This is a genomic window from Kitasatospora sp. NPDC048545 (assembly GCF_040651155.1).
In the GTDB taxonomy this organism is placed as follows: domain Bacteria; phylum Actinomycetota; class Actinomycetes; order Streptomycetales; family Streptomycetaceae; genus Kitasatospora.
This window is the reverse complement of the sequence record NZ_JBEZIQ010000006.1, coordinates 122,682-145,055: the sequence shown is the minus strand read 5'-3', so window position 1 is coordinate 145,055 and position 22,374 is coordinate 122,682. Positions and strand designations below refer to the sequence as shown.

Annotated in this window: 25 protein-coding genes; 13 read left to right on the top strand and 12 right to left on the bottom strand. The window is 71.9% G+C overall.

The genetic code is table 11. The features are described 5' to 3' along the window. Positions 1–73: 73 nt before the first annotated feature. From AB0D10_RS08730 to AB0D10_RS08715, 4 genes are read right to left on the bottom strand one after another with little or no spacing between them, the layout of a single operon-like run. A complete protein-coding gene (locus tag AB0D10_RS08730) occupies positions 74–274 on the bottom strand; it encodes a hypothetical protein (RefSeq protein WP_360253363.1) in 201 nt (66 codons plus the stop codon). Further along, positions 274–1,575: an FtsK/SpoIIIE domain-containing protein gene (locus AB0D10_RS08725; protein ID WP_360253543.1), complete on the bottom strand. Its 1,302-nt coding sequence runs from the start codon at positions 1,573–1,575 to the stop codon at positions 274–276. Before AB0D10_RS08725 ends, AB0D10_RS08730 begins: the two co-directional genes overlap by 1 nt. After that, on the bottom strand, positions 1,575–1,781 hold the full coding sequence (locus AB0D10_RS08720; RefSeq protein ID WP_360253361.1) for a hypothetical protein: 207 nt from the start codon (positions 1,779–1,781) through the stop codon (positions 1,575–1,577). The genes AB0D10_RS08725 and AB0D10_RS08720 overlap by 1 nt, the downstream gene beginning before the upstream one ends. Beyond that, positions 1,781–2,134 (bottom strand): hypothetical protein, encoded by a 354-nt coding sequence (locus AB0D10_RS08715; RefSeq protein WP_360253359.1) that lies wholly within the window; start codon positions 2,132–2,134, stop codon positions 1,781–1,783. The genes AB0D10_RS08720 and AB0D10_RS08715 overlap by 1 nt, the downstream gene beginning before the upstream one ends. Positions 2,135–2,384: 250 nt before the next feature. Here AB0D10_RS08715 and AB0D10_RS08710 point away from each other — a divergent pair, with 250 nt between their 5' ends. Beyond that, the gene (locus AB0D10_RS08710) at positions 2,385–3,173 is read left to right on the top strand and encodes a GntR family transcriptional regulator (protein WP_360253357.1); all 789 of its coding nucleotides are present in this window, start codon (positions 2,385–2,387) and stop codon (positions 3,171–3,173) included. A 455-nt stretch (positions 3,174–3,628) separates the two neighbouring features. Here the strand turns inward: AB0D10_RS08710 and AB0D10_RS08705 are convergent, their stop codons facing one another. The 5 genes from AB0D10_RS08705 to AB0D10_RS08685 form a co-directional block, all read right to left on the bottom strand. Then, complete coding sequence (locus AB0D10_RS08705; RefSeq protein WP_360253355.1) at positions 3,629–3,976, bottom strand: hypothetical protein; 348 nt, start codon at positions 3,974–3,976, stop codon at positions 3,629–3,631. 116 nt (positions 3,977–4,092) lie between these two features. Continuing rightward, a complete protein-coding gene (locus AB0D10_RS08700; RefSeq protein ID WP_360253354.1) occupies positions 4,093–4,383 on the bottom strand; it encodes a hypothetical protein in 291 nt (96 codons plus the stop codon). Next, positions 4,383–4,685: a hypothetical protein gene (locus AB0D10_RS08695; protein WP_360253352.1), complete on the bottom strand. Its 303-nt coding sequence runs from the start codon at positions 4,683–4,685 to the stop codon at positions 4,383–4,385. Before AB0D10_RS08695 ends, AB0D10_RS08700 begins: the two co-directional genes overlap by 1 nt. After that, positions 4,682–5,155, bottom strand: a complete 474-nt coding sequence (locus AB0D10_RS08690) for a hypothetical protein (RefSeq protein ID WP_360253350.1) — start codon at positions 5,153–5,155, stop codon at positions 4,682–4,684. The genes AB0D10_RS08695 and AB0D10_RS08690 overlap by 4 nt, the downstream gene beginning before the upstream one ends. Positions 5,156–5,303: 148 nt before the next feature. Continuing rightward, positions 5,304–5,756 (bottom strand): ATP-binding protein, encoded by a 453-nt coding sequence (locus AB0D10_RS08685; protein WP_360253348.1) that lies wholly within the window; start codon positions 5,754–5,756, stop codon positions 5,304–5,306. 107 nt (positions 5,757–5,863) lie between these two features. Between AB0D10_RS08685 and AB0D10_RS08680 the strand changes: the two genes are divergently transcribed. Continuing rightward, a complete protein-coding gene (locus tag AB0D10_RS08680) occupies positions 5,864–7,264 on the top strand; it encodes a transcriptional regulator (RefSeq protein WP_360253346.1) in 1,401 nt (466 codons plus the stop codon). 93 nt (positions 7,265–7,357) lie between these two features. Then, entirely contained in the window at positions 7,358–7,915 is a 558-nt protein-coding gene (locus AB0D10_RS08675; protein WP_360253344.1) for a chitinase C-terminal domain-containing protein, read from the top strand. A 92-nt stretch (positions 7,916–8,007) separates the two neighbouring features. Here the strand turns inward: AB0D10_RS08675 and bcp are convergent, their stop codons facing one another. Next, positions 8,008–8,481, bottom strand: coding sequence for a thioredoxin-dependent thiol peroxidase (bcp, locus tag AB0D10_RS08670; protein WP_360253342.1), 474 nt, complete (start codon positions 8,479–8,481; stop codon positions 8,008–8,010). 172 nt (positions 8,482–8,653) lie between these two features. On the opposite strand from bcp, the gene AB0D10_RS08665 reads away from it, so the two are divergent. The 4 genes from AB0D10_RS08665 (at position 8,654) to AB0D10_RS08650 (ending at position 11,128) form a co-directional block, all read left to right on the top strand. Next, a complete protein-coding gene (locus tag AB0D10_RS08665) occupies positions 8,654–8,995 on the top strand; it encodes a DUF3618 domain-containing protein (protein WP_360253340.1) in 342 nt (113 codons plus the stop codon). Between the two features lie 214 nt (positions 8,996–9,209). After that, positions 9,210–9,512 carry a co-chaperone GroES gene (locus AB0D10_RS08660; RefSeq protein WP_049655715.1) on the top strand — a complete coding sequence of 101 codons (303 nt, stop codon included), beginning with the start codon at positions 9,210–9,212 and terminating at the stop codon, positions 9,510–9,512. After that, positions 9,509–9,844 (top strand): hypothetical protein, encoded by a 336-nt coding sequence (locus tag AB0D10_RS08655; RefSeq protein ID WP_360253338.1) that lies wholly within the window; start codon positions 9,509–9,511, stop codon positions 9,842–9,844. The genes AB0D10_RS08660 and AB0D10_RS08655 overlap by 4 nt, the downstream gene beginning before the upstream one ends. Positions 9,845–9,937: 93 nt before the next feature. Next, the gene (locus AB0D10_RS08650) at positions 9,938–11,128 is read left to right on the top strand and encodes a winged helix DNA-binding domain-containing protein (RefSeq protein WP_360253336.1); all 1,191 of its coding nucleotides are present in this window, start codon (positions 9,938–9,940) and stop codon (positions 11,126–11,128) included. A 617-nt stretch (positions 11,129–11,745) separates the two neighbouring features. Here AB0D10_RS08650 and AB0D10_RS08645 read toward each other — a convergent pair. Together AB0D10_RS08645 and AB0D10_RS08640 are read right to left on the bottom strand one after the other, a co-directional pair. Continuing rightward, on the bottom strand, positions 11,746–12,702 hold the full coding sequence (locus tag AB0D10_RS08645) for an aldo/keto reductase (RefSeq protein WP_360253334.1): 957 nt from the start codon (positions 12,700–12,702) through the stop codon (positions 11,746–11,748). Positions 12,703–12,838: 136 nt separating this feature from the next. Next, complete coding sequence (locus tag AB0D10_RS08640) at positions 12,839–15,178, bottom strand: transglycosylase domain-containing protein (protein ID WP_360253332.1); 2,340 nt, start codon at positions 15,176–15,178, stop codon at positions 12,839–12,841. Between the two features lie 301 nt (positions 15,179–15,479). Here AB0D10_RS08640 and AB0D10_RS08635 point away from each other — a divergent pair, with 301 nt between their 5' ends. From AB0D10_RS08635 to AB0D10_RS08610, 6 genes are all read left to right on the top strand, one after another. Continuing rightward, positions 15,480–16,343, top strand: a complete 864-nt coding sequence (locus AB0D10_RS08635; RefSeq protein WP_360253330.1) for an ABC-2 family transporter protein — start codon at positions 15,480–15,482, stop codon at positions 16,341–16,343. Further along, positions 16,336–17,226, top strand: a complete 891-nt coding sequence (locus AB0D10_RS08630) for an ABC-2 family transporter protein (RefSeq protein WP_360253328.1) — start codon at positions 16,336–16,338, stop codon at positions 17,224–17,226. The genes AB0D10_RS08635 and AB0D10_RS08630 overlap by 8 nt, the downstream gene beginning before the upstream one ends. A gap of 26 nt (positions 17,227–17,252) precedes the next feature. Then, the gene (locus tag AB0D10_RS08625) at positions 17,253–18,212 is read left to right on the top strand and encodes an ATP-binding cassette domain-containing protein (RefSeq protein ID WP_360253326.1); all 960 of its coding nucleotides are present in this window, start codon (positions 17,253–17,255) and stop codon (positions 18,210–18,212) included. A gap of 267 nt (positions 18,213–18,479) precedes the next feature. Further along, complete coding sequence (locus tag AB0D10_RS08620; RefSeq protein ID WP_360253324.1) at positions 18,480–19,718, top strand: glycosyltransferase; 1,239 nt, start codon at positions 18,480–18,482, stop codon at positions 19,716–19,718. Between the two features lie 48 nt (positions 19,719–19,766). Beyond that, on the top strand, positions 19,767–21,062 hold the full coding sequence (locus tag AB0D10_RS08615; protein ID WP_360253322.1) for a DUF445 domain-containing protein: 1,296 nt from the start codon (positions 19,767–19,769) through the stop codon (positions 21,060–21,062). Positions 21,063–21,217: 155 nt separating this feature from the next. Next, positions 21,218–22,234, top strand: coding sequence for an adenosine deaminase (locus AB0D10_RS08610; RefSeq protein ID WP_360253541.1), 1,017 nt, complete (start codon positions 21,218–21,220; stop codon positions 22,232–22,234). The last annotated feature ends 140 nt before the right edge of the window (positions 22,235–22,374 follow it).

Sequence of the window (22,374 nt, the reverse complement as noted above, 5' to 3'; positions counted from 1 at the left end):
GTGGAGGGGGTCCGGCGGATCGGGGTCCGTCCGCCGGTGGGGATTGGGTGGGTTGGCACGGTGATCACGCCTTTCAGGTGGTGGTGTGGGTGAGGCCCTGGACGATCCAGGTCACGGCGTAGACGATCGGGTTGGTCCAGCCGATGCGGTCGAGGTAGATGGCGAGCACGCCGACCAACAGGACCTGCCAGAAGCGCAGTTCGCCGGAGCGGACCAGGAGGAAGGTGGCGAGGGCGAGGAAGGCGATCAGGATGAGGGCGGCGCTGTTGCTCATCAGAGGTAGACCCCTTCGGTCGGCTCGTCGACGTGGAGGCCGGGCCAGGTGGGGGCGAGGCGGGCGTACTTCCGCGCGGCACGGCGGGCCTGGTCGGGGGTGACGTGGATCGAGCGGGCACGGAGCCACTGACCGTCGGTGTCAGCGGTGATGGCGACGCCCTGTTCGGCGAGCGTGATGCGCTGCGCTGCGGCAAGGGCGTCCTTGTTGAGATCGCCGAGCGCCATCTCCGCCGTGCCCGCGTCGCTCACCCGGTGGCAGATGCGGCCGGCCAACTGTGCACGCAGGGCCGTGACGCCGGGCCCGAGGTCCGAGCCGACGCGCTGACCGGCGATGACGAGGTGGATGCCGAGGGCGGCGCCGAGCTGGGAGAGCCGCAGGAGGTTCGTGGAGATCTCCCCGACCTCTGCCTTGTCCTCGCGCGTCGCCATCAGGTACAGCTCTGCTACTTCGTCGACGATGAGGACGACGGGCAGCTTGCGGAGCTTGGCCGGCAGGTCCCAGATCGACCGGGCGCCGACCGAGCGGCACAGCTGCATCCGCGCTTCGGTCTCCGCCACCAACTCGGCGAGCAGGCGCGCCGCTTCGGCCCGAGTCGAGGCCAGCGCCGACAAACGGTCCTCGAACAGGGACAGTTCCATGCCGCCCTTGAGGTCGATGCCGAACAGGGCGACGCGTTGCGGGGCGAGTTCCTTCACCAGGGCAGCGATCAGGGTGGACTTGCCGGAGCGGGTTGCGCCGACGATCAGCCAGTGCGGTGCCCGCCGGAAGTCGATCACCCACGCCCGGCCGTCCTCCAGCAGCCCGACCACCGCCCGCAGCACGCGCTGCTTCAGCTGATACGGCACAACCGGTCCCCGGAGCGGGTCCCAAGCCAGCGCCGACAGCGTCACGAACCCGCGCTCGTCCGAGAACAGCCGGACCGCATGGACCCGCCAGGCATGCGTCAGCGCTTCCACGGCGGACAGGAAGTGGTCCGGTACCTGCCCGGGGTGCAGTCGCACCGCCACGTCCAGGCCGCCCCGCCGCAGTTTCGGCACGCCCAGGCGGGGCGGGACCGGCTTGAGGGGATCACCCCTCACCACCAGATCGCCGAGCAGCGCCCGCCCGGGACGCTTGGCCACCGCGAGGCCGAGGTTCGTGGTCAGCCGCCGCCAGGTCACACGGACCCTGATCACGGTGACCGGGTAACCGAGCAGGCACCACCAGATGTAGGGGTAGTTGCGCCGCAGCCCGGGAGCCGTGGCGAGCAGGATGAGCACCGTGGCGAGCAGCGCCACCCAGAGGAGCTGGAGAACGATCACAGCCGTCCCCCGTTCTCCATGGCCGTGTTGTGCGCTTCGGTCTCAAGGTCCCGGGCCTGCCCGGCGGCCTTGGTGGCGACGATGGCGATGTGGTCGAAGAGCTGGGCACCGTCGTCGTCCCGCCCGAACGGGTCGACCTCTTCGGCCAGGTCCCCCAGTTCGCGCAGCAGACCGCGCAGCCTCACGCGCGTCGCGCTGCTCATCAGGCGTCGCCTCCCTTGCGCGAGGCCGCCGGGGCCGGGGCCGGAATGGGGGTGATGGCGTCGGCGCGGAAGGACAGACCGTGCCTGTCTCCCATCGCCCACGAGAAGGCGGTCAGGCCGGTGACGTGCACCCGCACGCCCTCCGCGACGCCGACCGGTTCGCCGGACACGCTGATCTCGATGATCGAGGCCCGCCGGCCGTCCTGCCGCACCGCGACACCGACCGTGTACACGGCCTGCCCCTCACGGTCCTTGCGCACCTCGCCGGTCTCGCGGTTCGCGATCCGCACCTCCGGGGCGACGATGCAGGTCATCGTGCCGAGCCGGGTTCCGTCAACGGGAATGGACTGCATGAGCGCACACTCCTAGATCACAAAGGCCATTTAACGTCCGTCGTCAAACGTACTTACCTTTGCGCCTCGATGATGCGCCACCTTGACGCCCCGACGCAAGCGATTCATGCTTACGTTTAACGCCTAGCGACTGACGACAGACATAGAGATGCCGCCCGACCAGGGCAAACGACGACACACGAACCCTCGAAAACCACACGACACACGCGACGCGGGCCACCCCGGCGCCCGCACCAAGGGGTCCAACACCATGGCGATCATCCGGAACGAGGCCCTGCACAAGCAGGTAGCGGCGGCGATGCGGCAGGCGATCGCCACCGGCGAATGGCCGCCCGGTACGCAGCTGCCCACGGAAACCGATCTCGCCCAGACGTACGGCGTCTCAAGGCCCACCGTCCGCCTCGCCGTCGCAGCCCTCCGCAGCGAAGGCCAGCTGGACGTCAAGCAGGGACGAGGCACCTTCGTCCGTCCCACCGTGCACGGCCCCTCCGACACCATGGAGCGCACCGTCACCCTCCGGGCGGGCACCTATGAAACGCCCACCGACGCGTGGTTCGGCCAGGGCGAGGAGCCGGCCGTTTACCGCACCCGCACCGACGCCATCACCGCACCCATGCTGAACATGAGTGAGGACGAACTGATGATCGGCGTCGATCGCCTCATCACCGACCCCGCCGGAGACGGCCGCGCCCTCCACCGCCTGTTGCTCCCCATGGAGCGCAGCGAAGGGACCTCTCTTGCCCAGCAGCCGGGCGTGACACCGGCCGAGGCCTACGCGGCACTGGCCGCCGCCGGGCACGAACCCGCCTGGCGCGATCGGGTCAGCGCCCGCGTCCCCCAGCCCGACGAACGTGAAGCCCTCCGCCTGTCCGAGGCCGCCGTTCTGCTGGTCGTCCACCGCGTCACCTACGACCGGCCGTCGGGCCTGCCGCTGCTGCTCGAAGAGACCAGGCTCGGCGCCGAGTCCACCGGGCTGACCTTCGACATCGAGGCCGCCAAGCCCAAGCGCACCACCCAAAGGGCCAAGGCCGCTCACTGACCGCCGTGCCTCACCGATCAGCCCCCACGTCCGAGCCAGGGCGCGGGGGCTGTCGCAACTTGCCTTCACTTACTCAAGCGGCGGCGCATCCGCGCCGCCGGCGGCCCCAGCCGCCCCGGCCGGGCATGCGGCCTTGCGGCCGTTCCGGGCCGGGCGGCTGGCCGCCCACGGACGCTTCACCGCTGGAAGGTGGAGGGCGCCCAGGCCCGTTCGCTGCCGCAGGGTGGCCGGGGTGGCCGGCCGAGGGAGGCTTTACACACCTTGCCGGGCCGGGGCCCGCGTCGGGCAAGGACGGGGGGCCACTCGGCCCAATTGCGGTCAGGCCCAAAAGCCCTGACCGAGTTCGCAGCAGCTTACGGCCCCCCGACCATGCCCGACCCCAACCCCGCAAGGACACCGCCCAAAGCCTCCCCCAACCGGCCACGCGCACCGGCTCCCCGCCCACCGGGATCCGGTCAGGCCAGCTCGCGGCGGACGTACGCGGCCAGGCAGAGCAGTTCCTCCAGGCTCAGCCAGCCCTCCGCGACGCCCTCCAGGCGAACCACTGGGCCACCGAGGGCATCGGTATCGGCGATCGCCCGCAGCTGCGCGCGCTTCACGCCGCATGCCGCGAGCAGCGCGTTCAACTCGTCCGCTTCCCGGCGCGCCACCCGCCACCCCGCCGCGTAGTCCACTCCCGGCAGCCACACCCACGCGTCCGGATCGAGGCCTGCCGCCAACTCCGCACCGAAGTCGTCGTCCCCGTCCAACAGTCCCTCAACTCCCTTGATCCACAATCGAACCGGCCATCCGTGCACAGACATGCCGAGGAGCCCGATACCATCGGCACCGGGTTCCAACCCACCGGACCACCCCTATCCCGCCAAGGTCACGGGGTGGTCCGGCACGTCTTCAGTTGTCCCTGATCAGGTCAGGGGCCCTACCGCGCAGCCTCGCTCTCTTCGGGGTCGTGGCCGAAGATCCGCCGGAACAGCTCCGCCTCGTCCAGTCCGGCCAGCGGATCGTCAACTCCGGTGCGCTCTCGCCAGATCCGCCGCATCAATCGCGCCCGAGAGTTGTCGAGGTATCCGGGTTCGGCGAACCACGCCGTCACCGCACGGTGGGCCGCACGCCGCCGGGGGGAGAGGGCCCGCACCGGCCAGGAGAACTGGCCACGCAGCGACCACCACCACACGATGCTGCCCAGCCAGGTCCGAGGGTCCCGCCGCATCACGGGCACACCCCGGGATCGGCCGGGTAGAGCTTGATCACGTACGGCGTGATCCCGACGAACGCGAGCGCCTGCACCTGCCCGTATGTCGCGAGTCGGTGCTCAATCGACGGCACCGCCGGCGGCCCGAACAGATCGTCGAAGTACTTCCACTGATCCGCGTCCAACGGCAGTGCCCGCAGCGAGCCGAGGAGCGCGGTCAGCGCGTCCGACAGTTTGGAGAACTGCGCGGGCTCCGTGACCCCCCGGACCTCCACCGTCACCGGGAACCGGTGCGGGGCTGTGCGCTCAGCGCCAGTCATGACCTCCCCTTCCTCCGCGCACGGCGCTTGAACGCCAGCCCGTTCAGCTTTCTCTCCACGACTTCCAGTTCCACCCGCACCCGCACTGAGGGCTGACGCATCCGCCGCACCTCTCCGACGAACGCCGCCGCGCCGCCTCTGAACGGCATGTCCGTGTCCAGCGCCCACGTCAGGTAGTCGCGGACCGGTTCGATCGCCTCATCGAGCGTCGCCGGCTGGTCAATGGGGAACGCGCACTCCACCGCCTCCAGCAACTTGATCAGGGAGTCCACGTGCGACAGGGCGCATTCGGCGGTGGACAGCAACTCGGCGCGATCCAGCTCCGCCAACGGCACCCCGGCCCGGATACGCTCCACGGCCCAGTACGCCTCATCCACCCGCCACTGACCCAAGCTGAACGCAAGGTGCGGAAACCGATCAGCCGGACGCGGCCGGGCGCTGGCACCAGGCTCAACGGGAAGGCTCGTCACGCCGACACCTCCCCCGCACGGCGCGGGTGCCACTTGTGAACACCCGCCGCCTGACCATTCACGACGATGTACCGAGCCAGCGCCCTCCGCAGCCCCGCGCCGCAGTAGAAGCACCGCGTCGCGGCCACCCCGGACGGCCTCCCGAGCCTCATCGCGCACCACCTTCCGGGCCCACCAGAGCCCAAACGATCTTCCCGATACCGCCCGGCCGGGTCTGACAGCCCCACTCCATCGACAAGGCCTCCACCAGACACAGCCCCCGGCCCGACACGTGGTCCGCACAGGTGGACCGCCGGATCACCGGCCTCTCGCTGCTCGCGTCATGCACCTCCACCCGAACGTGGTCACAAACCGACTCGAATCGGATGGCGATACGCCGCCCCTTGGGCACCCGGGCATGCACCACAGCGTTCGTCACCAACTCGGAGACCACGAGCTCACTGCTGTCCATGAGGTCGACGCCATCCGGAACGCCGCGCAGGAAGTCCTGCAACAGCCTCCGCGCCTCACCGACCGACAGTCGGTGGCGCGGCAGCCAGAAGAACGCCCACGAGGAGGGCGGAGATGCCGAAGCCCCTACCGATGTACCTGCACTGTTCACTACATCCGCCCCAACTCTCGCCGAATTCACTCGGTCCACGAAGCAGCCGTGCCGACCTTCCGTTTCAGACAACACCGTCAGGCCGGGCCGGAGTAATGTCGTAGGGGGTGTTGAACCATAGTGAATGGTCGTCAGTCTGCCGACAGGGGAACGATCTTGAAGACACCGAACTCTCAACTGCCGACTGGCTGAGCCGTACGGGCTGGTCGCTCGGTGAACTCGCCCGACGCGTTCGGGCAAAGGCAGCCGAAGGCGGGCACCCACACATCTCGTCGGACCCGTCCAGCGTCAAGCGCTGGCTCGACGGCCAGTCGCCGCGCTGGCCGGTGCCGGACATCCTGTCGGACGTGTTTTCGGCGCACTTCGGCTACCGGGTCACTGCCTACGACCTTGGGCTTGAGACGTCATCCGTTGCGGACCGAGCCCTTGTCTACAACCAGTCCTACCCCGCTACGGTGGAGGCCGTTGCAGACCTTGGGAGGGCCGACGTGGATCGACGGAAGTTCCTGACCGGATCAACATTCGCTGTCGCCGCAGCAGTCGGGCCATCTCGTGACTGGCTGCTCCAGACACTCGACCAGGCCCCGAGGCCCGGCCGGCGGGTCCAGTTGGAGGACGTGACCGCCGTCAAGAACATGTTCGGCGCGTTCCAGCAGATGGACATCTTCCAGGGCGGCGGATCGGGCCGCCTCGCGCTCGCCGCCTACATGAACGAGCACGTGTTCCCGTTGCTCCGGTCGACCAACACCGAGGAGGTTCGGCACGCGCTGTGCGAGGCAGCCGCCGAACAGACCTACCTGCTCGGATGGATGGCGTACGACAACGGCGAGCACGGCCCGGCGCAGCGTTACCTGATCCAGTCCCTCCGCCTTGCCGAGGAGTCCGGGAACACGGCGCTCGGTGCCCATGTGCTCGCCGGTATGGCCGACCAGGCGACGCTTCTCGGGCACCCGGACGAGGGCCGCCGGCTCGCCCAGGCCGGACGCGCGGGGCTCTCCAGGACACCGGAGTCGGACGCGTGCATGGCGGACCTCTGGGCTCTCGAAGGTCGCGCGCTCGCCAAGCTCCGCGACAAGCGCGCGGCAGCTCAGGCGGTCGCCGCCTCGGAGGAGGCTTACGCGAAGGTCCAGCTCGACAACGAGGCTGAGTGGGCCCGGTTCATCGATCCTGCCTACCTCAACGGCGAGCACGCCCAGACGTTCCAGGACATCGGCGACGCCGGCGAGTCCGAGCGATACGCCCGCCTCTCGATCGAGCACGCCACGGCCCAGAAGCGCGCCAGGCGCGGCGCCATGTCCCAAGCCGCCCTTGCAGTCTCCCACCTCCAGCGCCGGGACCTCGAAGCAGCGCACGCGGCTGGCCTGCGGACTCTCACGCTGACCAGCCAGGTCAAGTCATCCCGTGCCGCCGAGGCCGTACAGAACCTCAAGCAGCAGATGGTCCCGTTCGGCCGCCACGCTCTGGTGGCAGACTTCAACGACCGGGCGCGCGAAGTGCTTGCAGCCTGATCACCGGCTGCACATGTCGGGCCCTTCCTGTGTGGGGAGGGCCCGACCCATGTGCGGAGGCAGGTTCGCGGAAAGCCCGTGTTACATCTACGAATGTGTTGCGACTACGGCAACTCGGCCCCGGGCAACGCCAAGGACCAGTCCGGCTTCGGGTTGCAGGTGATCAGACAGGACAACCCGGGCCCGGGCAACGTGGGCGGTCTGAAGGGCACCTACAACCGGGTGTCGGTCAAGCTGCCGGGGTGGCAGTCGCTGGCGCCGGGCGCGTCGGTCGACATGGACTTCGTCTACTACCTGCCGGTGTCCACGCCGTCGAACTGGACGGTCAACGTGGGTGGCGCGCTGTACGGCATCAAGGGGGACCTGACCCGGGGCGCGGCGGACGGCGGTACGACCCCGCCGACCACGCCTCCGACGACGCCGCCGACCACCCCGCCGACCACCCCGCCGACAACGACGCCGCCGACGACGCCGCCGACCACGCCGGCCGGTTGCGCGGGTGCGCCGGGCTGGGACGCGGGCACCACCTACGCGGCCCCGACCAAGGTCTCGTGGAAGGGCCACTACTACCAGAACAAGTGGTGGACCAAGGGCGACGACCCCGCGGCGAGCGGCGCGTGGGGAGTCTGGAGCGACCTCGGGGCCTGCTGAACCGACAGCGGTCCGTGAGGTGAAGGACGGCGGTGGCGGCGCACCCGGTCGGGGGGTGTGCCGCCACCGCTCCGTTTCCGGTGGTGAGGGGCTCAGGCCTCGATCTTGAGGTCGCGCAGCAGCTTGGCGACGTGGCCGGTGGCCTTGACGTTGTAGAGCGCGCGCTCGACCTTGCCCTGCTCGTCGACGATGATCGTGGAGCGGATCACGCCCTGGTAGGTGCGGCCGTAGTTCTGCTTCTCGCCGTAGGCGCCGTACGCCTCCAGGACCTTGTTGTCCGGGTCGGAGAGCAGGGTGACCTTGAGGTGCTCGGTCTCGCGGAACTTGCCGAGCTTCTCCGGCTGGTCGGGCGAGATGCCGATGACGTCGTAGCCGGCGCCCGCGAAGACCTCCAGGTTGTCGGTGAAGTCGCAGGCCTGCTTGGTGCAGCCGGGGGTGAGCGCCTTGGGGTAGAAGTAGACGACGACCTTGCGGCCCGCGTGGTCGGCGAGGGACACCTGGTTGCCGTCGGCGTCGGACAGGCTGAAGGCGGGCGCGGTGTCGCCGGGCTGGAGACGCTCAGTCATGGGTGGACTCTCCTGGTGCGTGCTGCTGTGACGGGCGGTCGTACCACGGCAAACCTACCTCCGATGGTGGGTGGGGCCGCGCGGCCGTTCCCGGCAGCTGACACACTGGGTCAGCGCACGGATCGCAACGGATCGCACAGATCGACATCGGCAAGTGAATGGGGTGGCCCGAGTGGGCGAGGCGAGCACGCAGGACAAGTCGGCGCGGACGACCGCCCAGATCGAGGCGGACATCGAGAGCGCGCGCGGCCGGTTGGCGGCGACCCTGGACGAGCTGGCCGTACGCGTTCACCCGAGCACGATCTCCGCCCAGGTCAAGGCCAAGGCGGCGGCCGCCGTCGAGGAGCGGGCCGGGCGGGCGTACGTGGCCGCGAGCGGCATGGTGGACAAGGTGAAGGCGCAGTTCGTGGACGAGAAGGGGCAGCCGCGCCGGGAGCGGATCGTGCCGGCCGCGTTGGTCGGTGTGGGTCTGGTGCTGCTGGTCGCCTCGTCGCGCAAGCGTCGCAAGGACTGACCGTTCGCGGACGCGGACGCGGACGCGGGTGAGGGCCGGGCGCGGTGCGTGCCCGGCCTTCCGGGCGCGCGGCCTTCCGCATGCCGGGCCAGGGTCACGCTCCGCGCCGGGGAGCGGTACCTTCGGGACCGTGAGTACGAACGACGAGACCCGCTCCGATCACCAGCACGAGGCCGCCCGGCACGACCGGCTGGGCGAGAAGCTGCCGATCCGGATGCTGCACGACCGGGTGCTGGTGCGCATCGAGGGCGGCGAGGGCGAGCGCCGCTCGACCGGCGGCATCCTGATCCCGGCGACCGCGGAGCTAAGTAAAAGGTGCACGTGGGCGGAAGCTGTTGCTGTCGGCCAGAGCGTGCGCTCGGTCGAGCCCGGGGACCGGGTGCTGTACGACCCGGAGGACAAGCTGGAGGTCGAGGTCAGGGGCGCGACGTACGTGCTGCTGCGGGAGCGTGACCTGCACGCCGTCGCGGCGACGCGCTTCGGGGACACCGAGGGCTCGACCGGGCTCTACCTGTGAGCGCGCGGCGCCTGCGGTACTTCTTCGAGGCGGGGGTCGTCGGCACGGCGCTGTGGCCGGACGACGTGGAGAGCCCGTACGGCTACCCGGCCGAGCTGGACCGGTTGCCGCTCGGCGCGGGCCTGCGGGCGGAGCTGGACTGGTTGTCGGAGTGGTTCCAGTCCTCGATCGACTGGGACGACCCGGGCGGTCCGTCGCCGTGGGGGCCGGAGGAGGAGGCGCGCTTCGCGGTGCGCGCCGTGGCGGCGCTGGAAGCGGTGCGCCGGGAACTCGGCCCGAGGTGGACGGTCGTGGACCGGTTCCGGCCGGCCCGACCGGTCAGGCCGGTCTGACCGGCAGGGGTCCGGGCCGTCGGCGGGCCCGGGTGCGGCGGCGGTTGCGGGCGTCGGCCCGGATTCGTCGGTGGCGGGCGTTAGGGTCCGGCCATGACGAGGAGTGTGCCGCTGATCGGTGACGGGGAACGTCGGGCCAGGCTGGGGCGGCGGCAGCTGTTGGCGCCCCCGGTGCGCGCGGTGCGCGCGGTGCGGGTGGAGGACGTGGCCGACGCGGTGGTCGGGCTGCACGCGACGGACGCGGCCACGGTGTACCTGTCGGCGTGCGCGCGGCTGGCCGAGCCGACGGCGGCCGAGGTGGACCGGGCGCTGTACGAGGACGTCTCGCTGGTGAAGCTGCTGTCGATGCGGCGGACGATCTTCGCGGTGACGGAGGGCTTCGCCCCGTACGTGAGTGCGGCGGCGGCGCGGGCGATCGCGGCGAAGGAGCGGGCGACGCTCCTCAAGCACCTGCGGGACCACGCCGAGGGTTGGGACGAGCAGCGGCTGGCCGCGACCGAGCGGGACGTGCTGGCCGCGCTGGCGCTGCGCGGCGAGGCGACGACCAAGGAACTCGGCGACGATGTACCGCAGTTGCGCGAGACGATGCTGATGTCGGCGGGCAAGGCGTACGAGGCGAAGCAGAGCGTGGGCAGCCGTCTGCTGCGGCTGTTGGCCTCGGACGGGCACGTGCGGCGCTGCCGTCCGCGCGGCTCGTGGTTGAGCAGCAGCTACCCGTGGGCGCTGGTGCCGCAGTGGCCGGACGTGCCGGTGCGGGACGCGAAGGCGGAGGTGGTGCGCCGTTGGCTGGCCGCGTACGGTCCGGGGACGGTCGAGGACGTGAAGTGGTGGACGGGCTGGACGCTGGGGGATGTCCGGGCGGCGCTGGGGGACGTCGGTGCGCAGGGCGTGGGCCTGGCGGGCGGTGCGGCGGGGCTGGTGCTGCCGGGTGACGACGGCCCGGTGGAGGAGCCGGAGCCGTGGGCGGCGCTGCTGCCCGCCCTGGATCCGGCGGTGATGGGCTGGCGTGGGCGGGACTGGTACCTGCGGCCGGAGGACGTGCCGGCGCTGTTCGACCGGGCGGGCAACGCCGGGCCGACGGTGTGGTGGTGCGGCGAGGTGGTGGGCGGTTGGGCGCAGCGTGCCGACGGCGAGCTGGTGTGGCGGTTGTTCCGGGACGTCGGTGCGGAGGCGGGGAGGGCGGTCGCGGCGGAGGCGGAGCGGTTGGCGGGGTGGCTGGGCGGGGTGCGGGTGACGCCGCGGTTCCGGACGCCGGTGGAGCGGGAGTTGGTGGCGGGGCGGTAGGCCGGGCCGTTCCAGACGAGTAGTTCCGATGTCTGGCTGCGGAGACAGCAAGAGGGTCCCGGTGATCCGTGTGTGACGACAGACCTCGAAACCCTCTTGACCTCACTCAATGTGAAAGTTGACGACGAGATCGGAGGAACCCGATGGATGGGAACGCCGCCGCTACTGAGCGACAGCGAGTTGGTCTGTCCGGCGGTCGCGCAGGCACTGCTCGGGTACCACTCCGAGGCCCGGTGGCTGCGCTACGCGAACAAGCACCTGCCGGACATGTTCCCCTGCCTGCCGCAGCGGCCGGGCTACAACAAGCGTCTGCGATCCTCGCTTCCGCTGCTCAAGCGCATGATCCGGGAGCTGGCCATGGACAGCGACTTCTGGTTCGACAACCACTGGATCGTCGACTCGACGCCGGTCCCGTGCGGGATGTCGCGGCCGACGGTGTTGCGGGCTCCACCGGAACCCCGGCATTGTCGCCGGCCGCGAGCCCCGCGCCGTTCGGTGCGGGGCTTCGCCGGTTCACCCGTGGGCGAGCGGCACGCCGGGCGGCAGCGGCGGCTTCACCGGGAGCCGGACCGTGCCGCCGACGTGCCTTGCGCAGCGCCCGTACTCTCCCGGGCTGCTCAGGCCACGGCGGGCTCCGCGTCGAGGACCGCGTCGATCTCGGCCAGTTCCTCGGAGGTCGGCACCCACTGCCCGGCGGCGGCGTTGGCACGCACCTGCTCGGCACTGCTCGCCCCGGCGATGACCGAGCCGCAGCCGGGCCGTGCGGCGAGCGCGCCAACGCCGATCTCGAGGACGCTCCGGCCGTGCGCCTCGCCCCAGGCGGCGAGACGTTCGACCGCGTCGAGGCCGGCCTCGGTCACCCGCTCGGGCCGCGACGCCAGGCGCGAGCCCGCGGGCACGCCCGTGAGACGGCGCACCTTCCCGGTCAGCAGGCCATTGGCGAGCGGGTAGAACGGCAGCACACCGAGGCCGTAGTGCAGCGCCGCGGGCACCACCTCCCGCTCCGCACCGCGTTCGAGCAGCGACCATTCGTTCTGAGCCGAGACGAACGGGACGGCCCCGATCTCCCCGGCGACGTGCGCGGCCTCGGCGATCTGCCAGCCGGCGAAGTTGGAGTGCCCGATGTAGCGCACCTTGCCTTCGCGCACCAGCTCGCTGAGCGCGGCGAGCGTCTCGGCGATCGGTGTGCGCGGGTCAGGGGTGTGCAGCTGGTAGAGGTCGATGTGGTCGGTCTGCAGGCGTCGCAGCGACTCCTCAACCGCGCGCCGGATGTAGGCCCGGCCGCCCTTCGCCCCGGCCGCCGGCCCGTACCCCAGGTCCGCCCGCTGATAGCCGAACTTGGTGGCCAGCACGACCTCGTCGCGCCGCCCTTTCAACGCCTGGCCGAGCAGCGTCTCGGAGCCGCCCCCGGCGCCGTACATGTCGGCGGTGTCGAAGAGCGTCACCCCGGCGTCGAGTGCCGCGTCGACCACCGCGAGCGTCTGCGCTGCGTCGAGACGTCCGCCGAAGTTGTTGCAACCGAGTCCAACTACGGAGACGAGGAGTCCGCTGTTGCCGAGCGTTCGATATTCCATGGGGTGACTCTAGTTCTGGCACGACAACCGGACCGGCCAGCCCGTCACCCGGTCACTGATCGACCACTGAGCACATCGGAACTACTCGTCTAGGGGCGGTGGTCCGGGTCGTTCAAGGGGCGGTGGTCCGGGTCGTTCAGGGGGTGGGTGTCGCCGCCGGGTGGGTGGCGGGGCCGCCGGTGGCGGTGGGCGGGTCGGTGGGCCGGGGCGGCCGGGTCTGGGTGGGCCGGGGGGTGGGGCTGGGCTGGTCCTGGGTGGCCGTGGGCTGGGGGGCCGGTGGGGTGGGGGTGGTCGGGCCGGGGGCGGGTTCGCCGGTGGCGGCGGGGGCGCTGGGTGCGTGGGTGGGGGTTCCGCCGGGTGAGCGGGTGGCGCCGGTGGTCGGGCCGCCGGGGGCCGGGGTGGTGCCGGTGCCGGGGGAGGTGGTGCTGGTGGTGGGCCAGGGGCCGGGGCTGAAGCCGGGGCCGGGGTCGTCGTGGCCGGTCTGCAGGTCGAACTGCTGGGTGGGGGTGCCGCCGAGGGCGGCGGTCATGTAGGCGGTCCAGATCTTGGTGGGGATGGCGCCGCCGTTGATCCGGGTGAGTCCGGCGGTGCCGGCCAGTGGTTCCTTGGCGTGGGTCTTCGGGTTCTCCCGGAACAGGCCGACGGTGGTGGTGAGTTCGGGGGTGTAGCCGGCGAACCAGGCGGAGAGGTTGGAGTCGGTGGTGCCGGTCTTGCCGGCGGCGGGGCGGCCGAGGTCGAGGGCGGCGGCGCCGGTGCCGCGGGGGCTGACGACGTCGCGCAGGACGTCGGTGACGGAGTCGGCGATGCCGCGGCCGATGGCGTCGGTGGGGTTGTGGTCGGGCGTCTTGGGGACGTCGACGGCGCCGCCGGGGTTGACGCGTTCGAGTTTGAGGACGGACCACGGGGTGTGGGCCTGGCCGTGGTTGGCGAGGGTGGCGTAGGTGCCGGCGAGGTCGAGGGCGCTGGGGGTGGCGGTGCCGAGGGTCATGGAGGTGTTGGCCGGGTCCATGCCGCGGACAGTGTCGGGGATGCCGAGTTTGACGGCGGTGTCCCGGACGCGGGCGAGTCCCGCGTCGACGCCCTCCTGCGCGTAGACGGAGTTGACGGACTTCACCATGGCGTAGCGCAGGGTGATGTTGCCGTAGTCGACGTCGTCCTCGTTGGGCGGTGCGTAGGGGGTGGGGCCGCCGGTGACGGGGCGTTCGCTGGTGCCGTCGTAGTGGGTCTCGGTGGTGATGGGGTGGCCGTCGAGGGTGTGCTGGGCGAGCAGGCCGGCGGCGAGGTCGATCGGTTTGAAGGTGGAGCCGACCTGGTTGTCCTGGCGCAGGGCGTCGTTGTAGGGCTGTTTGGCGTAGTCGGGGCCGCCGTAGACGGCGAGGACGCGGCCGGTGGCGGGTTCGACGGAGGCGCCGGCGACCCGGACGTCGGTGTCGGTGGTGGGGCGGGCCCTGGGGTCGAGTTCGTCGGTGAGTTCGTCCTGGACGGCTTTGACGAAGGCGTCCTGTTTGGGCTTGTCGAAGGTGGTGGTGATGCGCCAGCCGCCGGCTTTGAGGGTGGCGGCGTCGATGGTGCCGGAGGAGATGAGGTAGTCGTCGGCGACGCCGACCAGGTAGCCGGCCTGTCCGGCGAGGCCGGTGGCGGGCTGGGGGTCGATCGGGTCGGGGAAGGTGGCGGCGGTGCGGTCGGCGGTGGTCAGGAAGCCGAGCTGGACCATGCCGTCGAGGGTGTAGTTCCAGCGGGCGACGGCCTTCTCGCGGTTGGCGGGGGTGGCGGTCTTGACGTCGTAGAGGCTGGGGGCCTGGAGGAGGGAGGCGAGGTAGGCGCTCTGGGGGAGGGTGAGTCCGGAGACGTCGACGCCGTAGTAGGCGTGGGCGGCGCTCTGGATGCCGTAGGCGCCGCGGCCGTAGTAGCTGCTGTTGAGGTATCCGGCGAGGATGTCCTTCTTGTCGCGCTGCTGGTCGACCTTGAGGGCGATGAGGAGTTCGCGGCCCTTGCGTTCGATGGTCTGACTCTGGGTCAGGTAGTAGTTCTTGACGTACTGCTGGGTGATGGTGGAGCCGCCCTGCATGCCCTTGCCGAGGAGGGTGTTCCAGCCGGCGCGGACCATGCCCTTCAGGTCGATGCCGCGGTTCTGGTAGAAGGTGCGGTCCTCGGCGGAGACGACGGCCTGCTGGGTGTGCAGCGGGATCTGGTCGATGGTGACGTCGGTGCGGTTGACTGCGCCGGTGCGGGCGATCTCGGTGGTGCCGTCGGCGTAGAGGTAGATGTTGTTCTGGGCGACGGCGTGGGCGTTGGGGTCGGGCACCGGGACGATGACGTAGAGCACGGCGAAGCCGCCGACGGCGAGCAGGAGCGCGGTGGTGAGCGTGCCGAGGATGACCCGCCAGGTGGGCAGGAGCCGGCGCCAGAGCGGGAGGGCGCGGCGGGCCTCGCGGCGGGCGGCCCGTTTGGCCTGGCGTCGGGTGCTCAAGGTCATGGCGAGATTATGTGCTATTTGACGTCCGGTCAGCGGCGGTTGGGCGTTTGACGTGCGCGGTTGGGTGCTTCGGGCGCCGTCCCGGGTGTGCGGGTGGGTGGGTCGTTGCGGCTGTCGGAAAACCGGGTGCGGGCGGTGGGGGCCGGAGGTACGGTGAAAGATGCGAACTTCATAGCGCGCCCGTTTCGGCAGCTCCGTCGGTCCGGCCCGGTACCCCCGGGTGCGGCCGGTCGGAGCCGTTGGGGCGTGCGCGGACGCGTGCGGACGTTCCTCTGCCCGTATTTGTCGATAAGGAGACAATATGCTGAACGCTGCCCCCGCCGAGGCGCGGCCCCCCGATCCCGGGGCGGCCCTCGCCGCCTCCCTCGGGCTGTACGCGGCCGTCGCCCGCGGCGCCTTCCGCCGCTACTCCACCTACCGGGCCGCCACCCTGGCCGGAACCTTCACCAACACCGTCTTCGGCATCATCCTCGCCTCCTCCTTCCTCGCCCTCTGGCAGGCCCGGCCGGGCCTCGGCGGCTACGACCAGAGCCAGGCCGTCACCTACATCTGGGTCAGCCAGGGCCTGCTGGTCACCGTCGCCGTGTGGGGCGGCGGCTTCCAGGACGACGTCCAGGACCGGTTCCGCAGCGGGGACATCGCCGTCGACCTCTACCGGCCGGTCGACTTCCAGGGCTGGTGGCTGGCCACCGACCTCGGCCGGGCCGCCTTCCAACTGCTGATCCGCGGCACCGTGCCGATGCTGGTCGGCGCGCTGGTGTTCCGCACCCGGATGCCCGAGCAGCCACTGACCTGGGCGTTCTTCCTGCTCTCTGTGCTCCTCGCGGTGGTGGTCAGCTTCGGGCTGCGCTTCCTGGTCTCGATCACCGGCTTCTGGCTGCACGACTCGGAGGGCGTGCGCTCGGTGATGCTGGTCGTCTCGATGTTCTTCTCCGGGATGCTGCTGCCGATCGCGCTGTTCCCCGGGTGGCTCGGCGACCTCGGCCGGGTGCTGCCCTGGGCCGCCCTGGTCAAGGTGCCGACGGACGTCTTCCTGGAACGCGCGAACGGCAGCGGGCTGCTCGGGGCGTTCGGATTCCAGCTCGCCTGGGCGGTCGCGCTGCTCGCCGCCGGGCGCGGCGCACAGTGGCTGGCGACCCGCCGGGTGGTGGTCCAGGGTGGCTGAGCAACTCGTGGCCGGGGACCGCACCGCCGCGGACCCCGACGGCGGAGGGCCGTTCGTGCGGGAGCGCCTCGGTCCCCGCACCGCGTGGGCGGTCCGCTCCTGGTGGCTCTGCGCCCGGATGTGGATGCGCTCGATGATGGCCTACCGGGCCTCCTTCGCGCTGAACCTGCTGGCCAGCCTGGTCACTCACTCCCTCGACTTCGTCGTGCTGGTGATCATGTTCCGGCACACCGACCGGCTGGGCGGCTGGACCCTGCCGGAGATCGCCTTCCTCTACGCCACCGCGACCTTCTCCCTCGGCGTCGCCAACCTGCTGGTCGGCTCGGCCGACGGCCTCGGCGTACGGATCGTCAACGGCTCGCTGGACACCATGCTGATCCGCCCCGCGCCCGCGCTCTCCCAGCTGTGCGCCGAACGCTTCTCGCTGCGCAGGCTGGGCCGGCCGCTGCAGGCCCTGGTGGTGCTGGCCTGGTCGCTGGCCGCCCTGGACGTGCACTGGACCTGGGACCGGGTGCTGCTGGTGCCCGTCCTGCTGGTCTGCGGCAGCGTCATCTTCGGCGCGATCTACATCGGCGGTGCCACCGTCCAGTTCTGGTGGGGCGAGTCCAAGGAGATCCAGAACTCCTTCACCTACGGCGGCGCGACCCTGCTGCACTACCCGCCGACCATCTTCGCCAAGGAACTGGTCGCCGGGGCGGTCTTCGGCGTCCCGCTGGCCTTCGTCAACTGGCTGCCCGCCCTGCACATCCTCGGCCGGCCCGACCCGCTCGGCCTGCCCACCGCCTTCCAGTACGCCTCCCCGGTCGCCGCCGCCCTCTGCGTCGCCGTCGCCGGGCTCGCCTGGCGCGCCGGGCTGCGCGCCTACCGGGGCACCGGCAGCTGACCACTCCCTCACGGTAAGGAACGCCCATGGCACTGATCGAACTAGAGGACGTCCGCCGCAGCTTCACCGTGCGGGCCCGGGCCGGCCGGTTCAGCCGGACGAAGCGCGAGGTGCGCGCCGTGGACGGGCTCGGATTCTCCGTCGACGCCGGCGAGTGCGTCGGCTACATCGGGCCCAACGGGGCCGGCAAGTCCACCACCATCAAGATGCTCACCGGCATCCTCGTCCCCAGCTCCGGACGGCTGCGCGTCGCCGGGGTCGACCCGGCCCGCGAACGCGTGGCGCTGGCCCGCCGGATCGGCGTCGTCTTCGGGCAGCGCACCACCCTCTGGTGGGACCTGCCGCTGCGCGACTCCTTCGAACTCGCCCGCCGGATCTACCGCATCCCCGACCGGCGGTACCGCGAGAACCTCGACCGCTGCGTCGAACTGCTCGACCTGGGCGGCCTGCTGGACACCCCGGTCCGGCAGCTCTCGCTCGGCCAGCGGATGCGCGGCGACCTCGCGGCGGCGCTGCTGCACGACCCGCAGGTGCTCTACCTCGACGAGCCGACCATCGGCCTGGACGTGGTCAGCAAGGCCAAGGTGCGAGAGTTCCTGCGCGAGGTCAACCGCGACCGGGGCACCACGGTGCTGCTCACCACCCACGACCTGACCGACATCGAGCAGCTCTGCGACCGGGTCATGGTGATCGACCACGGCCGGCTGGTCTACGACGGCGGGCTGGACGGCCTGCACGCCACCGGGCGCAGCGAACGGACGCTGGTCGTGGACCTCGCCGACGCCCGGCCGGCGATCGAGGTGGCGGGGGCCCGGGTGGTGAAGGTCGAGGGGCCGCGCCAGTGGCTGGCCTTCCCGGCGCAGCAGAGCGCCGCGCCGATCGTGGCGGCGGTCGCGGAGCGGTACCCGCTGGTGGACCTGTCGGTACGCGAACCGGCGATCGAGGACGTGATCGCCCGGATGTACGCGGAGGTCGCGATCGGCTGAGCGGGGCGGGCGGGCGGGCCGGTCGGTCGTCGTGCGTCCGGACCGACCGACCGGCCGACCGGCCGACCGGCCGACCGGCCGTTCGGGCCGTTCGGACCGTCCGGTCGCACGCGCCCCGTGCCGTCCGGTCGTCGTACGGACGTGCGGTGGCCGGGAGCGTGTTCCGGTCCCCGTCGCCGGTGCGGGTGACGGTCGTGACTCCGTGCTTCCGGCCCGAGTTGACCGGTCGCCGCGCGCAGAGACCAGGACCCGGAGGCCCGCCGCCCGATGACCGTGCCCGACGGGACCGTGGTGGTCGCGGTACGTGACGCCATGCCGTACCTCACCGCCTGGCTGGACCCGCTGGTCGGGCGGGCGCCGGGGCGGCTGGAGGTGGTGGCCGTGGACGACGGCTCCACGGACGGCGGCGGCGAGCTGCTGGACGAGTACGCGGCCCGCCACCCCGGGCTGTTCCGGGTGGTGCACCGGCCCGGCCCGGGTGGACCGGCGGGCCCGGTCGGCCGCGGTGCGGCGCCGGGCCGCGGCCGCTACGTGCTGTTCCTCGGCGCGGACGACAAGCTCGGCGGGGAGGCGCTGGAGCGGCTGGTCGCGGCCGCCGACGCCTGGGGTTCGGACGTGGTGGTGCCCGGACGGGCCGGGGCGGACGGGTGGCCGGTGCCGCGGGGGAGCTTCCCCGACGGCGCGGGGCCGGCGGGCTCCGCCGACCCGGCGCCGGCGTGGGCACCGGTCTGGGCGCCGGCCGGCACCGAGCTGTTCCGGCTGGACCTCGTCCGGCGCCACGGGCCGCGCCGCGACGAGGGGCTGACGGTCCTCTCGGACCGGCCGTTCACCCCGGAGGCCTTCCTGCGGGCGGGCAGGGTGTCCGTCCTCGCCGACGCCGACTGCTCCTTCCTGGTGCCGCGCGAGGACCGGGGCGGCGTCACCGGGCCGGCCGGGGCGCCGGACCGGCTGCGCGGGATCGCCGCGCTCCGGCAGGCGGCGGCCGAACTCGCCGCACCCGGCGCGGAGTCGGACGCCGTCCGGGCCCGCAGCTTCGCCCGGGACGTGCCGCGCGTGCTGCAGGAGGGCTTCCTGCTGCTGGACCACGGGTTGCAGGAGCGGGTGTGCGTCGAGGTCGACCGGCTGGTGGAGCGGTTCGGGGCGCGCGAGGTGTACCACCGGCTGCCGGTCGCCGCCCGGGTGCGGATCGAACTCGCCGCCGTCGTCGGGCCGGAGGCGCTGCGCGACCAGATCCGCTACGAGGCCGCGCACGGCGAGCCGCCGGTGGTCGTGGACGGGCGGCGGCACTACGCGGCCTTCCCGGCGTTCCGGGACGCCCGGCTCGGCCTGCCGGACGAGTTGTTCCTGCTGCGGGAGGAGCCGGCGGCCGAGGCGGTCCCCCCGCGGTTCGGCCTGGCGCGGCAGCTGTGGCGCGGGGTGGTGCCGGCGCGGCTGCGGCGTCGGCTGTGGCGCCACCCGCTGCGGCGGGCACTTCGGGGAGCGGGTCGCAGACCTGGGGGCGTGTGATCGCTGGGCACGCCCCCGTCCGCGCCGGGCAACGGGCAGACTGGCGGGGTGAGTGACGATGCCTTCAGCGGGACCGGCCCCGGGGTCCGGTTCACCGCGGCCGACGAGCAGAAGAGACACGGCGTCCGCCGGATGAAGACCATCGCGACCGGCCTGCTGGCCTTCGCGACCCTGGTCTTCGCCCTCTCCACCTGGGCGAAGGCGGCCGGCGCGGGCGCCTGGGCCGGGTACGTGGCGGCCGCCGCCGAGGCGGGCATGGTGGGTGCGCTGGCCGACTGGTTCGCGGTGACCGCGCTGTTCCGCCGCCCCTTCGGACTGCCGATCCCGCACACCGCGATCATCCCGACCAAGAAGGACGCCTTCGGCCGCTCGCTCGGCGAGTTCGTCGGCGAGAACTTCCTCTCCGGGCACGTGGTGCGCGGGCGCCTCGCGGCGCTCGGCATCGGCCGCCGGCTGGGGGAGTGGCTGGCCGCGCCGGGCAGCGCCGAGCGGGTCACCAAGGAGGCCTCGGCGGCGCTGCGCGGCCTGCTCGCGGTGCTCCGCGACGACGATGTGCGGGCGGTCGTCGCCGAGGCGGTGACCCGGCGGGCGGCCGCCACCTCGGTGGCCGAGCCGATGGGCCGGATGCTCGGCAAGGTGGTCGCCGACGGCGGGCACCACGGCGTTGTGGACCTGGTCGCCGTCCGGGCGCACGACTGGCTGACCGACAACCACGAGGACGTGGTGCAGAAGGTCACCCAGAAGACCCCGGGCTGGACTCCCAAATTCATCGACAACCAGGTCGGCGAGCGGGTCTACAAGGAACTGCTGCGCTTCGTCACCGACATCCGGGACGACCAGGACCACCCGGCCCGCGGCGCGATCGACAACTTCCTCGCCGACTTCGCGACCGAGCTGCAGACCGACCCGGAGACCATCGCCCGGGTCGAGCGGGCCAAGGGCGAACTGCTGGCCCGCCCCGAGGTGCAGGACCTGATCAACTCCACCTGGGCGGCCGTGCGCACCCTGGTGATGGGCGCGGCCGAGGACGAGGACAGCGAACTGCGCCGGCGCATCCGCGAGGGCGTGCGCCGCTTCGGCGAGCGCCTGGCCACCGACACCAAGCTGCAGGCCAAGGTGGACGGCTGGCTGCAGGACGCCGCGCAGTACCTGGTCGAGACCTACCGGGCCGAGATCACCTCGCTGATCTCCGACACGGTGGCGGGCTGGGACGCCGACGAGGCCTCCCGCAAGATCGAGGCCAACGTCGGCCGCGACCTGCAGTTCATCCGGATCAACGGCACCGTGGTCGGAGCCCTGGCCGGACTGCTGATCCACACCGCGGCGGTCGCGCTCGGCGGCTGACCGTCCGACCGGGCCCGCCGGCTTGGGCCTATCCTGGGCCGGTGTCCGCGATACGCGCGTAGAAGACACGGAGAAGGAAGAAGGGAACCACCGTGGTCCAGCCGGACGGAAGTCGGATCGGAAACCCCACCGGAAGCACCGGTAGCACCGGCGGCATCGAGGCGTTCATCGCCGGGATGCCCAAGGCGGAACTGCACGTCCACCACGTCGGCTCGGCCTCGCCGCGCGTGGTCGCCGAACTGGCCGCCCGGCACGCCGGGCAGTCCAAGGTGCCGACCGACCCGGCCGCGCTCGCCGAGTACTTCACCTTCACCGACTTCGCGCACTTCATCGACGTCTACCTGAGCGTCGTGGACCTGGTCCGGGACGCCGAGGACGTCCGGGCGCTCACCTACGGGGTGGCCGAGGACATGGCGCGCCAGAACATCCGGTACGCCGAGCTGACCATCACCCCGTACTCCTCGGTCAAGCGCGGCATCCCGGACGTCGCCTTCATGGAGGCGATCGAGGACGCCCGGCTGCGCGCCGAGAAGGAGCTCGGCGTCGTGCTGCGCTGGTGCTTCGACATCCCCGGCGAGGCCGGCCTGGAGTCGGCCGAGGTGACCGCCCGGCTGGCCACCGAGCTGGCCCCCGAGGGCCTGGTCAGCTTCGGCCTGGGCGGCCCGGAGATCGGTGTGCCGCGCCCGCAGTTCAAGCCGTACTTCGACCGGGCGCGGGCGGCGGGCCTGCGCAGCGTCCCGCACGCGGGCGAGACCACCGGGCCGGAGACGGTCTGGGACGCGATCCGGGTACTCGGCGCCGAGCGCATCGGGCACGGCACCCAGGCGGTCAGGGACCCGGCGCTGATCGACCACCTGGGCGAGCACCGGATCCCGCTGGAGGTCTGCCCGACCTCCAACATCGCCACCCGGGCCGTGGAGCGGATCGAGGACCACCCGATCAGGCAGATGGTGGACGCGGGGCTGCTGGTCACGATCAACAGCGACGACCCGCCGATGTTCGGCACCGACCTCAACACCGAGTACGCGGTGGCGGCGCGGCTGCTGGGGCTGGACGAGACCGGGGTGGCGGCGCTGGCCCGCAACGCGGTCGAGGCCTCCTTCCTGGACCCGGCCGGCAAGGCGCGGCTGTCCGGCGAGATCGACGCCTACCTGGCGGGCTGGAAGGCCTGACGCCACCCGCTCGCGCCCGTTCTCGGACCGCCCCGTCGACCCCGGTCGGCGGGGCGGTCCGCGTTCCGGCGCCGGAGCGCGCCGACGGTGGCGCCATCGGTGGCGCCAAAGTGGTGCCAATAGATCCTCGACATGGCGCC

What these genes read in the sequence shown, in the direction of transcription:
- AB0D10_RS08730 (WP_360253363.1), bottom strand. Translation starts at nt 274, where the DNA reads ATGAGCAACAGCGCCGCCCTCATCCTGATCGCCTTCCTCGCCCTCGCC.
- AB0D10_RS08720 (WP_360253361.1), bottom strand. Translation starts at nt 1,781, where the DNA reads ATGAGCAGCGCGACGCGCGTGAGGCTGCGCGGTCTGCTGCGCGAACTG.
- AB0D10_RS08715 (WP_360253359.1), bottom strand. Translation starts at nt 2,134, where the DNA reads ATGCAGTCCATTCCCGTTGACGGAACCCGGCTCGGCACGATGACCTGC.
- AB0D10_RS08710 (WP_360253357.1), top strand. Translation starts at nt 2,385, where the DNA reads ATGGCGATCATCCGGAACGAGGCCCTGCACAAGCAGGTAGCGGCGGCG.
- AB0D10_RS08705 (WP_360253355.1), bottom strand. Translation starts at nt 3,976, where the DNA reads ATGTCTGTGCACGGATGGCCGGTTCGATTGTGGATCAAGGGAGTTGAG.
- AB0D10_RS08700 (WP_360253354.1), bottom strand. Translation starts at nt 4,383, where the DNA reads ATGCGGCGGGACCCTCGGACCTGGCTGGGCAGCATCGTGTGGTGGTGG.
- AB0D10_RS08695 (WP_360253352.1), bottom strand. Translation starts at nt 4,685, where the DNA reads ATGACTGGCGCTGAGCGCACAGCCCCGCACCGGTTCCCGGTGACGGTG.
- AB0D10_RS08675 (WP_360253344.1), top strand. Translation starts at nt 7,358, where the DNA reads ATGTGTTGCGACTACGGCAACTCGGCCCCGGGCAACGCCAAGGACCAG.
- bcp (WP_360253342.1), bottom strand. Translation starts at nt 8,481, where the DNA reads ATGACTGAGCGTCTCCAGCCCGGCGACACCGCGCCCGCCTTCAGCCTG.
- AB0D10_RS08660 (WP_049655715.1), top strand. Translation starts at nt 9,210, where the DNA reads ATGCTGCACGACCGGGTGCTGGTGCGCATCGAGGGCGGCGAGGGCGAG.
- AB0D10_RS08650 (WP_360253336.1), top strand. Translation starts at nt 9,938, where the DNA reads ATGACGAGGAGTGTGCCGCTGATCGGTGACGGGGAACGTCGGGCCAGG.
- AB0D10_RS08645 (WP_360253334.1), bottom strand. Translation starts at nt 12,702, where the DNA reads ATGGAATATCGAACGCTCGGCAACAGCGGACTCCTCGTCTCCGTAGTT.
- AB0D10_RS08640 (WP_360253332.1), bottom strand. Translation starts at nt 15,178, where the DNA reads ATGACCTTGAGCACCCGACGCCAGGCCAAACGGGCCGCCCGCCGCGAG.
- AB0D10_RS08635 (WP_360253330.1), top strand. Translation starts at nt 15,480, where the DNA reads ATGCTGAACGCTGCCCCCGCCGAGGCGCGGCCCCCCGATCCCGGGGCG.
- AB0D10_RS08625 (WP_360253326.1), top strand. Translation starts at nt 17,253, where the DNA reads ATGGCACTGATCGAACTAGAGGACGTCCGCCGCAGCTTCACCGTGCGG.
- AB0D10_RS08620 (WP_360253324.1), top strand. Translation starts at nt 18,480, where the DNA reads ATGACCGTGCCCGACGGGACCGTGGTGGTCGCGGTACGTGACGCCATG.